The 12,335-nt window shown below is 38.3% G+C and carries 10 protein-coding genes; 1 reads left to right on the top strand and 9 read right to left on the bottom strand.

All coding sequences use genetic code 11. The annotated features are described in order from the left end of the window. Positions 1–11: 11 nt before the first annotated feature. Entirely contained in the window at positions 12–389 is a 378-nt protein-coding gene (locus tag LC605_RS17320) for a hypothetical protein (protein ID WP_229548758.1), read from the top strand. Positions 390–482: 93 nt separating this feature from the next. On the opposite strand, the gene LC605_RS17315 is transcribed toward LC605_RS17320, so the two are convergent. From LC605_RS17315 to LC605_RS17275, 9 genes are all read right to left on the bottom strand, one after another. Beyond that, positions 483–1,556: an Npun_R2821/Npun_R2822 family protein gene (locus tag LC605_RS17315; RefSeq protein ID WP_229548757.1), complete on the bottom strand. Its 1,074-nt coding sequence runs from the start codon at positions 1,554–1,556 to the stop codon at positions 483–485. Positions 1,557–1,700: 144 nt separating this feature from the next. Next, complete coding sequence (locus LC605_RS17310; RefSeq protein ID WP_229548756.1) at positions 1,701–2,591, bottom strand: Npun_R2821/Npun_R2822 family protein; 891 nt, start codon at positions 2,589–2,591, stop codon at positions 1,701–1,703. A 3-nt stretch (positions 2,592–2,594) separates the two neighbouring features. Then, positions 2,595–3,575: an Npun_R2821/Npun_R2822 family protein gene (locus tag LC605_RS17305; protein ID WP_229548755.1), complete on the bottom strand. Its 981-nt coding sequence runs from the start codon at positions 3,573–3,575 to the stop codon at positions 2,595–2,597. Positions 3,576–3,578: 3 nt separating this feature from the next. Next, positions 3,579–4,538 (bottom strand): glycosyltransferase family 10, encoded by a 960-nt coding sequence (locus LC605_RS17300; protein WP_229548754.1) that lies wholly within the window; start codon positions 4,536–4,538, stop codon positions 3,579–3,581. Positions 4,539–4,706: 168 nt separating this feature from the next. Next, a complete protein-coding gene (locus LC605_RS17295) occupies positions 4,707–5,918 on the bottom strand; it encodes a glycosyltransferase family 4 protein (RefSeq protein WP_229548753.1) in 1,212 nt (403 codons plus the stop codon). 4 nt (positions 5,919–5,922) lie between these two features. Beyond that, entirely contained in the window at positions 5,923–8,241 is a 2,319-nt protein-coding gene (locus tag LC605_RS17290; protein WP_229548752.1) for an ABC transporter ATP-binding protein, read from the bottom strand. Between the two features lie 719 nt (positions 8,242–8,960). Further along, positions 8,961–10,124, bottom strand: coding sequence for a glycosyltransferase family 4 protein (locus LC605_RS17285; protein WP_229548751.1), 1,164 nt, complete (start codon positions 10,122–10,124; stop codon positions 8,961–8,963). 17 nt (positions 10,125–10,141) lie between these two features. Further along, positions 10,142–10,981 carry a putative nucleotide-diphospho-sugar transferase gene (locus LC605_RS17280; RefSeq protein WP_229548750.1) on the bottom strand — a complete coding sequence of 280 codons (840 nt, stop codon included), beginning with the start codon at positions 10,979–10,981 and terminating at the stop codon, positions 10,142–10,144. 20 nt (positions 10,982–11,001) lie between these two features. Beyond that, positions 11,002–12,039: a glycosyltransferase family 4 protein gene (locus tag LC605_RS17275; protein ID WP_229548749.1), complete on the bottom strand. Its 1,038-nt coding sequence runs from the start codon at positions 12,037–12,039 to the stop codon at positions 11,002–11,004. Positions 12,040–12,335 lie beyond the last annotated feature (296 nt).

The following is a 12,335-nucleotide window of genomic DNA, read 5'->3' as shown; positions in this document are numbered from 1 at the left end:
TAGGAGTTTTCATGTACTATTTTCCTCTGCAACCACCCTATTTCCTATTACTTGTTGGCTTTCTGACAGCATTAACATCTGGTTTGGCATTATCTGGTACTTTGAAAGTAATTGTCCAGAAATGGCCAAGCGAGCCTACAGAAAATACTAAACCGCGTTCCTCACTCAAACAATTACTGGTGCCATTTATCGGTATAACTGGCGGTACTTGTCTATTTCTGTCTTCAGGCTTAGAGATATTTGGCTTTCCCTCCTCCTTGGCTTTAGGAGTCGGTCTACCAATTAGTCTGTTTACTTGTTTATTAGTTTGGTTGCAGTTGGGAAGTATGATGACCTTTATAGAACGCGAAGGTATGCAATCTTTAGATTTAGATTCTGACAAAGCGTAGCTTTGGCGGGGTGGGGTTCTTCGGGTGGTTTATGTCTAGTAGGACTTACGCAACTGGCATATTATTTGGAGTTTGTAGTGCAGGAGTCAGGGGTCATTTCCCCCCGCTCCCTGCCCCCTGCCCCCTGCCTCTTCGTTGAGCAATTCTATCTTTGAAATTCCGATACTTCAGCTTAATATTATTGACTCTTTGCTGAATAAAATTACTAGTAGACTTTTGCAGAAGCATTAACTGGCTTGGACGCGTAAAGCTTTGAGGACGTTGTTCAGGTGATTTTAAATAACGATAATATAAGAAAACATCCCGGTAAGGGATATCAACATCTTCACCCCCACAAAGCCTCCTAAAATCAGAAGAAGATATACTCATATAGTGTACGTATGTTAACTTACGCCCTTGGTCGTATAACATATTATCTACCACATCAAATTGAGAACTCCAGTGGTTTCCAGTTGCTTGTTCGCAGTCATAACAGGCAAAGTTATAATATGAAATTCCACTTTTCAATACCATGTAGTTAAATAAAGATTGATCAGGCGCTAAAAAAGCCATGACATCTGCTTCACCCGCTATTAATTTGTCGAATAAATCGGCCCTCATCGCTGGAGAAAAAATATTTTTCTTAGTGGCAAACCAACCAGCACAAAATACTTTAGATTGCAAGTTATCTGAGTTGAAAACCTGCTGCATTTGCTCTGGCGAACCATCAAAAATAAATTTTAAGTCAGACTTATATTGAAAATCATTGACTACCCAATCGTAGCTATCTAATTTTTCATATACGTAATCTACAGGCCCCATTAACAAGATATCTGCATCAAAATAAATAAATCTATCAAAGGGGCCATCCACAGCACAAAATTTGCGGTGCATTGGTAACTCATAAAGTTCTGGAAAGCCCCACTCTCGCCAAGTTTTTTGCGCTCTAGGGTAATTTTTCCATATCTGAGTAGCAAAGTTATCCCAATAAGCTATGGAATCAGAGTCTTCAAATAAGCTGACATTATCTCTAGATGCAATCTCTGTTTTTACTTTGTCTAATCGCTCATTATATGGAAGTATACAAATAGGAATTTTCCTACCAGCATTAGCTTCTATACTGTTGAGCAACGCAACTAGTTGGTCATAGACAACATCGTTTGCTAGGATGTAAATGCCATCAATCATTGGGATACTCCTAATATTAAGTAGGTCGGTGCAATTAAAGCTAACTAGTGGGGGCTGTCATTTGTCCTTTGTCATTGGTCATTCCTAAGAATTTTAAGCCTGTTTACGTTTCGTAACAAGTTCGATTTATTTCCGCCGACTTACTTAAGTACGAGCAGCAACAAAGGGAAATAAACGTCGAGTCAGTTTGGGGATAAAAGCGAATTTCCCCTCATGGAGATAACGATAGTGTTCCCACAATTGCCAATAGGGACTACCAGTTTTAATCCGCGTACCAGCCCAGTGGAGATATTTTAGTCGTTGTCCTCGGTCATAGAGAGCGTAGTCTTGCTGTTGGAAATTTCGTGAACCAGCCCAACTACCAGGCCCTCCCCCAGGAATTTTGACGAGATTTCCCCGTTTGGCAATTAGTTTGAGAACAAGATAATTTAAAATTGGTTGGTCTGTAACTCCTTCAGAAAAATCGAAATATTCCCGATGCACTGCACATTCGCGCAAAGCTTCATCCATTTGTTGTTCGGTAATAATTCCTTTTCTCGAAGCCCAAAAACCACTGTTGAAAACGTCTTGAAGTTGAGCATCTGAAAAAATTTGCTGATCTTTCACAAATGGGGAAAAGATATTTCGCAGCTTGTCATTGGCATGATGGTAATCACAACAAAAGAAATCAACTTCTGAAAGTTGGTCTAAATTGTCGGCGATTTTTTCAAAAACGACAATATCAGTATCAATATAAATAAACTCATCTAAAGGCCCAAACCACGCCACTAGTTTACGCATTTTGTTGGGTAAAGCCAGAAAATCTCGATCAAAAATTTCTCCGATGCCTTTGGTAAATTGATCGATAAGTTCTAAATCTGGAAAAATTTGCACGTTGTGTAAAGTAGCAAGCTGTTCTGCTACCTTATGATAATTGTCATTAAAAGGTATGAGATAAATGGTTACTTCTGGGTCATAGTAACGAATACTATTTAGTAAAGCGATCGCATTATCGATAACACGATCATTGGCAACAATATAAATACCCCTACTCATAAATTATCCTTGGTTAATTAACTTAAATTTTCGCAAAGTTCTTGTTAGTAAATTTGGTGTTGGAGCGTCATGATAATTCTTAGGAGGATTTTTAAATACGGGACGCTTTTCTGGTTCGTGTAAATAACGATAATAGAGAAATAAATCTCGATAGGGAAACTCAATATTTTCTCCAGCACAGACGGCTTGATTAATATTAGGAGGAATCCCAATGTAATGAAGATAAGTTAGTCGATTGCCTTTGTCATAAAGAAGATTTTCTCGTTCCTCGAAGTGCTTAGATGTAGCGGAACATCCTGTTTTTTCATTATCTGGCAGTTGCCGAGCAAAGTTATAGATAGAAAGATTACACCTCATTACCATGTAGTTAATCAGTGGCTGTTCGCCAGCACCGCCATATAAAATTTCTGCCTCACCATTTTGTAAATTGGATATCAGCCAATCTCTTTTTTCTGAGTTAAATATGCCCCGTTTTGCACCATAGAAGCCAGAACAAAATATTTCGGAATCAATGCGCTTTTGGTCGAATATTTTTAGTAAGTTGGGAGAATTAACATTATATATTTTGCTAACGTCTTTAAATTGAAAATCGTAAACAACAAAATCATAACTATCTAGCTTTTCAAACACTTCTGCGAGTGAGTTCATCACTAAGGTATCTGCATCTAAATAGATAAACTTGTCGAATGGCCCATCAAAGGCGCAAAAACGACGGTGAGCGCCATATAACCGTGATTTACTACGATTCAATCTTTCTGGCGCTGCTGAGAGCATAAATTGATCCCAGCGCTTGATTGATTCTTGGTCATCGTAAAGAAATACATGAGGGCGTTTAGCTATCTCATCAGCAATTCGTTGCGTCTGATCATCGAAAGGATAGATACAAACAGGAGTTTCTGGCCCCAAAATAACATCAATACTGTTAAGCAAAGCCACCAGTTGATCGAAAACATAATCATTGCCAAGGGTACAAATACCATTCATAATTTATGAGTGTTGAGCAACAAAATTTGACAACCAGTTAAGCAGGTTTAATTTGTGTAAGATGATTTGACGTGCTTCTGCGATCGCATCTTTGGCAGCATACCAAGCATCAGGTGTAGCTGTCACTTCTTGGATGTAAGCAATGCCTTTTTCATCTAAACTGGGCAATCTTAAAAAACTACCCGGTGGCAATAATTTATCAGCAGCCGGGCCACCATAATAAATTGGCAAACACCAAGCAAGTAAACTATCCCAAAGTTTTTCACTCACATACCAATTATTATCAGCATAGTTTTCAATTGCCAGATTGTAATAGTATGGTGCCATCCCATACCATTTATTACCCAATTCTCCCGATTTTTTCGCCCATTCTGGTAAATTTCGCCCATATAAATCAAACTTAATGCCACTAGATTGTAGGGACTGCAAAAAGTCTAAACGCTGGCGATGATTAACTGTGCGGTTAATACCTGAAGTAATCCAACTACATGGAGCAATCTTTTGGGGACATGGCACTTCATTTAAATCTTGAAATGAATTGGAGTGATACCAAATAGCGGGCATATAGTCAGGAGTGGGGGCAAAATCATCGGGGCCAGAGATGTAGCTGCAATACTTATGGGCTTGTTGATAATTCTGATTAGTTATTTCGACAATTTCATCTAAAGGCGGTTCTCTTAGTAAATAAATAATCCGCTCTTTACTCACACCACGCAGCAGAGAATCAACATTTACTACTGATTTTTTTTGTCCTTTGCGAAAACGATTTAACCAAGATTTTTGCGGTGATGCTTGGGGAAAATCAAATTGATACATCAGCATAAAATCTGGTTTTGCTGCTAGTGCCTGTATTTGTATATTGCCCCAAACTCCAAATTGATTCGGGGTTTGTTGCCATAGCCAATCGGCTCTGGTTTCTAAACCTCGATAGCTGCTAATCATCCCTACAGTTTTCATAGTCATTTTAGTTGTTTGTCATTTGTCATTTGTTATTTGTCATTTGTCATTTGTCATTTGTTATTTGTTATTTGTCATTTGTTATTTGTCATTTGTCATTTGTTATTTGTCATTTGTTATTTGTTATTTGTCATTTGTCATTTGTCATTTGTCATTTGTTATTTGTTATTTTCTTTATGCAATAAATGGGGGTAGCAGAGATTCATCAACGTAACTAAGGATTTTTGCGGCTCGATTTTCCCAAGAAAACTGCTTGACAAACTCGATACTATCTGGATAACCTTCTATCTTTCTGGGATGAGTTTCTAAAACCCGCTTCAAACTTTCGGCAAATTTGCTGGGGTTATCTGGCTCACACCAAGCAGTAATGGACTGAGTATTTTGAAACTCAACTAATGATGGAATTTCCGTCGAAACAATGGGAGTTCCAGAGGCGAAATAGTCAAACAGCTTTAAGGGAGATGTGAAAGTTGCGGCTTTTCCCGAACAATGGGGATGAGCTAAAACATCGGCTGCTTGTAGCAAAGATGCTAACTCATTATGCAAAACATAGCCTAAAAATTTAATATTATGAATTTGTTTTTCTTTTACTAATTGCTGATAATATTCAACTTCTGGGGGTTTACCACCTGCACAGGCAAATTGGACATTAGGCATTTCTTTAGCTACATCAATTAATATATCAATGCCTTTAAATTGCTGTAATGCTCCCGCATAAACTACCAATTTTTGGGGAGCATCTTGTAATAGTTTTTGACGCCATTCTGCTGCTTTTTCCGGTTGTCTCTCCATAAATAAGCGATTAAAACCATTGTGTAGCCTAATCACTTTTTCTGGTGGCATCCCATTTTTAATCATGCTTTCGCGGATGGTTTCTACAACGGTGACAGCAATTTGCAATAGCGGATTGCTGACAATTTCTGGCTCAAATGGCTTGTCTTCGTGGTGGTGGTGTTCATAAATTGCCGGAACGCCATTTTTGATGGCAGCTTTGACAAAATTCCAGTTGCGACTGTGGACAAGTTTAGTAGTTGGAACTATGTGAAATGGTAAATAATATTTGCAGGCAATGGTGTTAGAATCAGTAAATTTGCTCCGGAAATGGTCAATGGGCCAAGGCATCGGTAAAGGAGCAACTTTTAATTGGTCATGGAGGTTGTAATATTTAATAAGTTCTATTGGTGTTTTTCTCGGTTGAAAAGGACGAGCTAGATTAGCTAGACTAATGGCTTTTGCGCCTTTGTCAGGATATACCATAACTGTTGAGTATCCCAAGTTGGCGGCGGCGTTAGCTGCATTTGTAGACTGGACGAGGTGAGCCTCTGGCTGGGGTAACTCTTCACCAATGAAAAAAATGTAGTGTTTTTTTAAAGTGGTATTTTTCATAGTTTTAGATATCAATACTCTTCTCAAATTGTTCTAAAATATCGAGCAGATATATAGCATATTCATAACTTTGAGTCATTAATCTATTTTGTTCTTCTGTGGTAGATATCAAATTATCAGCTAGAGAGCGGAGAGCGCTAAGTATGAGATTAAGAGAAGCCCTAAATTCGATAGAGATATGACTAAAGGCTTGATAATAGGTAGTAATAATATCTTGACTTTGCTCAGTAATTGAGATAATTTGCCCCTTGTTTTGCAAGTTAATAATATCCTCAAAAATATCTATAGTGGTGAGAAGTCTCAAAGCTGATTTGTGAGAGTCTTCAATTAATTCTTCCCGTTCTTGGGGATTGTCTCCCAAATCATCAAGCAATAGGTGCAGTAACCCAATTATTGAGTTCATTTGCGTCCGAATTTCGTGAGAGGTGCGGAGCAAGCTTTGATTGTGTTTAGTAGCTTCAGGATATTCAGCAAACTTTTTTGAGTTTAGCCGCATTGCCTTGACGATTTTTGTCTGAATCAAGTTTTTATTAGGCGGATCGCTAAATTGCATTGAGTACAAGCGTGAATAGTAACCACCCTTTTGTAAAAGTTCTTCATGGGTTCCCACTTCTACCACCTGTCCTTGATCTAATACGGCTATTTGATTGGCTTTTTGGACTGTGGAAAGGCGGTGAGCAATTACTAGGGTGGTGCGATCGCGGCTCAAATCATCAAGTGCAGATTGTACTAATTGTTCGGAAACGCTATCTAAAGCGCTGGTGGCTTCATCTAAAATCAGAATTTCGGGATTTTGGACAAGGGCGCGAGCGATCGCTAATCTTTGCCTTTGTCCACCAGATAACATGACGCCGCGATCGCCAATGAAGGTGTCAAATCCTTGAGGCAATTTGCTAATAAATTCATAAGCATTTGCCCGCTTGGCTGCTGTGATAATTTCGTCTTCAGTAGCCTCTGTCCGCCCATAGGCGATGTTATTCTGCACCGAGTCATTAAAAAGAAAGGTATCTTGACTGACAATTCCCATTCGCTTGCGCAGGGATATCACATCGAACTCCCGCAAATCGGTGTCGTCAATAGTAATACTGCCAGCGATCGGGTCGTAAAATCTGGGTAAAAGGTCTGCCAAAGTGGATTTACCAGCACCAGAACCACCTACCAATGCTAAGGTTGTGCCACGCGGTAAATATAAATTCACGTCTTTGAGTACCAATTTCTCATGACCAGGGTAAGCAAAGCAAAGAGAATTAAAAGACACGCCCTCTTCTAATTTTGTATAGGGAAGCTTACCATTGCCCATCAATGGCTTATTGTGCAGACTTAAAAACTCATTGACCACATCTACACTAGCGGCGGTACTGGCAAAGTTGCTACGAATAGTATTTAACTGAGAAATCAATGGTAGGACTCGCAGCAGCACTAATAAATATGTCAAAAGTACAGTAGAAAGGGAAGAAACCTGGTTAGCAAAGAAGGTTTTGCTCAAAAGTACAATCAGCAGTAAAGCTGTAATACCCATTACCTCACTCAGAGGTGTAATCGCTTCCGAATTAACCTGAGATCGAAAATCTGCTAACTCGCGATCGCGAATTAATTTTTGAATCCGTTGATATTCTTTTCCTTCATTTCCCGTCGCCTTTACCAGTCGAATTCCGTTCAGGGTTTCCAATACAGAGATTGAGTATGCTCTAGACATCTCACTAAGCTGCTTCCCAAAATTTTTAGACCGGAAAATGGCATACTGATTTACTAAAGTTACCAACGATAGCAAAAGCGTAGCAGCAATTGTCAACTGCCAGGAAATTGACAGCAATAAACCGACAAAAACTAAAATTGTAATTCCCAGGATAACTATTTTGACTGTACTACCTATAGCACTTGCAGCCCTGCCAATTTCTCCACCAAGACGGTTGATTAAATCACCAACCTTCGTCTTTGCATAATAATCTATATCAATTTCTAGTAATAGCTTTAACCCAGTTTCGCGCATATCCGATGTCAGCTTTCGGGTTAAAGAACTCGATGCTAAAGCGCCGGCATAAGTAGCTAGGTTCTTTAAAATAATTGTGAATATAATCGCCCCAGCCATTACTCCTATACGGTAAGTTTCTGGAGTATTGTCAAAGGGAGACATCAAGGTTTTTAAGATGGGAGGGGCAGTACTTAAATCTACTTCTTGCCCCACAATTTTTAAAACCACTGGCACAATTAAAGCTGTGCTAATCCCATTAAATAAAGCTCCAGAAAATCCTAACAATATTGTCAGCAGAATTAAACCTGGATAGGGTTTAGCGAATCTTAGTAGTAGTTTTCTGGTAGACATTGGGTATTTTTATGCCATTTTAACTTATTAATATTATTCACAAATTACTTACTTGCCAAATTTGCTAATTATAGCGGTTCTCGACAAGGGTGAGGTACAATTTTGACCTCTCTCCAAACCTCTCTCCTAAAAGGAGAGAGGCTTTGAATTGTTCCCCCTTCCCGCTTCGGGAAGGGGGTTAGGGGGTTAGGTCTATTTGCATATTTGTACCTCACCGGATTGAAAATGGCTATATCAAATAAATCAACCTAATTCATAAGTTGCTTCTTTTGTTCAAAGACACTTCTCTACTAGGGCGTGTTTTCAAACCTTTCTTTAAGCACCTCAGTCTTTGGAGATCCCCCCCAATACTGCTCGGTTAAGCCCAAAAACCTTAACCCGTGTAGGTTGGGTTGAGGAACGAAACCCAACATTTGGGGGGATCTGTTGGGTTTCGTTCCTCAACCCAACCTACGATTTTCCAAAACCTACGCAGTATTGAGATCCCCCCAACCCCCCGATAAATTGGGGGGCTTTTAGAGTTTCTTTTTCCCCCCTTTTTAAGGGGAGCCAGCGCGGTCTTGGGGTCTCCCCAAGTGGAGCGACTGGCGTGGGTTAGGGGGGATCTTCGAGTTTGAAAACACGCCCTAGAGGCTGCGTCAGCGCGGCGTTAGTGAGTCATTGAGCATCGGGTTTGCAGCGTTGGACTCACCGCAACGCACTGGCTCCCCAATCAACATTTACAACTGAGCAATTACCGACTTGAGTACAGAAGCCATAGTCTCTATGCTATAAAGTTCCACACATCTTTCTCTAGCCTTGATACCTTGCTGGTTTGCTGATTCTAAGTTCTGAAAAATCAATTGAATTTGTTCAGCAAGTTGTTCAGGACAACCAGGCTTTACCAAATAACCAGTATCACCTAAAATTTTGGGAATATCTCCAACGCGCGTAGATAACACAGGTTTAGCCATTGCCATTCCATCTGTCAACTTCAGGGGAAATTGAGCGCGAGTTTCTGGAGTATCTCGCTGGGGAACAACTACAATGTGAGCGGCTGCTACTAAATCAGGCATAACATCAGCTGGATACTTTGGTAATTTGATAATCCAGCGTCCCCATTTTTGTTGGAGTTGCTGATCATAATCATCATAAGGACTGCCACCTACAATCACTAATCTTAAGTCTGGCTGATTAATTTTATCCAGCGCTATGAGAACATCTTCTAGACCTTTATAGGGTCTTGGCGCACCAGGAAACATTAAAATACGATATTCAGACAAACCATAACGATTTCTACTAGACTCAGCATCATATCGAGTTGGATCAAATAAAGAAGTATCTTTACCATTAGGAACAAATATACCGCCAAAACGCTGCTGCAAAAATTCAGTATGCACCGTCACAGCATCAGCGCGACTGACTAAACCTTCCATCCATTTCACATATAAAGGATGATCAGGATTCCTGAGCGCACCATTTGGTTTTAATAATTCCCTAGCTAATTGTTTCGGTGTGGGACGATAATGCCAGTCATCGCCACCGTACCAACTGAGTTCCCAATCATCGATGTCTAAAATTAACGGTTTTAGGCTAAATATTTTCTTGAGTAAGGCAACTCCAAAACTCGCTATTTGTGGTTTGATCGCATAAATTATGTCTCCATTAATTTTGGGTAAAATTTTGCTAACTTCCCCAAAAAACTCAGGAATTTTTTTGCCTGGTAATTGATAAACGTTTAATTCTGATGGTAAATTTCGATATAATTCGTTTCCAAATAAAAACCCCATAATTTCAACTTCATATTCTAAATTCCTCAGAGATGTTGCTATCAAGTATGCACGTAAAATAGCTGCACTTGATAAATCTGAAACTAACAGCGATATCTTAGAAAAATTTTTCACGATTTTTATAGTTATTTTTATTTAGTCCGCCAAGGATTTGTAACTTGATTCGGTAAAAATACTTTAGCAAATCTGTCAAAAATCCTTGTATATAAAGAACGGGTAATATTTTTAGCATACTGAGGTCGATAAGGATAGGTACAGTGAAGAACTTTAATTTGATCCTGAATATTATAAGCATCCTGCCACTTACTGAGATAATTATAGGTAGGTGGTAAGATTTTCATGTGAGGACGTACAGATGCGATCGCAGAAGCAAAAGCACCTTGATCTTTTAAAAGTAATTTATCTTGGTTATTTTTGACAATCTCAAAATAACGTTGAAATTCTTCAAATAATATCTTGGTTACTTGTGTTTTACGAAAAGCCATAAAACCGCCATTGTACTGTACACTATCTGCTTGCAATGGTAAACCTACAGATTGCAGAATTGGCAAAACATTAGGCAAAAGGTCTTCTTGCTTTCCCCGCAGCAAATTTGTAGCTTTCAAAATAGAAGGTTGCACATCTTCAGTTAATAAAAAATCATATTCATCCAAATACTCAAATACGTCATTGATATCGGAAAGTAAGCAAATATCTGAATCTAAGTAAATCGTTTTATCAAACTCAGAGGCTGCATATAGAGCCAGTTTTGCTTGGCGTGATGCTAAAACAGTATTTTCATTTGCAGGAGCCGGCTTTAAAATTACATTTTTGAAAGCCTTTAATAATGGATAAAGAATTACTGGAACTTGGTCAATTAAAATAATTATTGGCTCTTGATGAAACTTCCTAATTGCCGCTAAAAAGTGAATACAATCTTGAAAAGAGTAAAGTCCGGTTAAAATCGTAATAAATCCTTTTGTTGAATTCATAAAATTCCTCATAGCAAGAGTTAGTCTAAAAGCTTTTGTACTTGAAAAGAAAAATTTTCCCAACTTAAGCTCTCAACAGTTTCACTAATACAATTTTGAATATTAAATGCTTGATCGATTAAGTTACATACTATTTCATAGGGGCTGTCAATATCAAATAGTAAACCATTTTTTTCGTGATTGATAATATCAGGAGCAAACCCTGTTTTACTCGCCACTGGTACAATATTACACATCATTGCTTCAATTAAAGGTATTGGCCCACCTTCTAATTTTGCAGGTGAAACGAAAACATCCATCTGAGCATAGTACTTGGGGTAATCGGAATAGACAGCTTCAATGTAAGATAGGTTTTGTAAAGCAACTAATTCTTCAAATCTTTCGTATTGATCCCAATTTCTCCCCAATAAAATAAACTTTCTATGAGCCATTGATTTGATAATATTGAATATCATATCTGGAGATTTTCTGGGATAGTATGCCGTACAAAAGCCAACACTGCCATTTGATCGTTGATGGGGTTTAAAAATCTTAGGATCAGCACCACCTAAAATAAAAGTCGTTTTTTGTCTGTTTACTCCTTGACTATTAAGTAATTCTACAAATTGGGAACAAGTACATATAATTTTGGTAGTTTGATTTAGTGTATAAATAAGTTCTTCACTACTTCTGCCAATATCTTTCGGATGGGTATACCAAACGAGTAACTTGCTTTGCCAAAGAATTGGATTTTGCTTCAAAGCTATGGGTAGAAAAGAGTAGTGAGCAAAAAAGTATGCTTTAGCTTGAGGGAGATCGGTCAAAGAATAAGCAAAAAAGTAATCGCCGGAAAAATATGTCGCAATTTCCCGGCATATACCTTCGAGTATCCAGCCTTCAGCATCGTGAATTACAAAAACCAGATCGTAGAGTTTAGCTGGCGAACTATTTCCTAAGAACTTCCTAAATTTTGATTTAGTTTTCTCAAAAATATATGGATATTTATAGCTTTCTATTGGACTTATGCTTAAAACTTTGAAAAAGATTTTTGTAATCCATTTTTGATCTAAAAAAGGCATTTGTTAATCCATTGTTTTGGAATTAATAAATTTAACTTATTGGCATATTTCAATACCAAAATAATAGAATAAATGTAACTTTATATTTGCGGTTATTACCAGAGAAATTTTACTGATAAATTCAGATATATTTGGATTTTTAATACGTGTATTTACTGGATAAACATAGTACTATAGGAATCCGGTTTGATTTTTGAACAACATTAAGTATTTGTAGGGTGCGTTAGCGACAGCGTAACGCACCATTCTTAAGGATTCGGTGCGTTACGCGAAACGCTAACGCACCCTACGTATCT

Source organism: Nostoc sp. CHAB 5836 (assembly GCF_020829445.1).
Lineage (GTDB): Bacteria > Cyanobacteriota > Cyanobacteriia > Cyanobacteriales > Nostocaceae > Nostoc.
This window is presented reverse-complemented; position numbering and strand designations above follow the sequence as displayed.

What these genes read in the sequence shown, in the direction of transcription:
- LC605_RS17320 (WP_229548758.1), top strand. Translation starts at nt 12, where the DNA reads ATGTACTATTTTCCTCTGCAACCACCCTATTTCCTATTACTTGTTGGC.
- LC605_RS17315 (WP_229548757.1), bottom strand. Translation starts at nt 1,556, where the DNA reads ATGATTGATGGCATTTACATCCTAGCAAACGATGTTGTCTATGACCAA.
- LC605_RS17310 (WP_229548756.1), bottom strand. Translation starts at nt 2,591, where the DNA reads ATGAGTAGGGGTATTTATATTGTTGCCAATGATCGTGTTATCGATAAT.
- LC605_RS17305 (WP_229548755.1), bottom strand. Translation starts at nt 3,575, where the DNA reads ATGAATGGTATTTGTACCCTTGGCAATGATTATGTTTTCGATCAACTG.
- LC605_RS17300 (WP_229548754.1), bottom strand. Translation starts at nt 4,538, where the DNA reads ATGACTATGAAAACTGTAGGGATGATTAGCAGCTATCGAGGTTTAGAA.
- LC605_RS17295 (WP_229548753.1), bottom strand. Translation starts at nt 5,918, where the DNA reads ATGAAAAATACCACTTTAAAAAAACACTACATTTTTTTCATTGGTGAA.
- LC605_RS17290 (WP_229548752.1), bottom strand. Translation starts at nt 8,241, where the DNA reads ATGTCTACCAGAAAACTACTACTAAGATTCGCTAAACCCTATCCAGGT.
- LC605_RS17280 (WP_229548750.1), bottom strand. Translation starts at nt 10,981, where the DNA reads ATGAATTCAACAAAAGGATTTATTACGATTTTAACCGGACTTTACTCT.
- LC605_RS17275 (WP_229548749.1), bottom strand. Translation starts at nt 12,039, where the DNA reads ATGCCTTTTTTAGATCAAAAATGGATTACAAAAATCTTTTTCAAAGTT.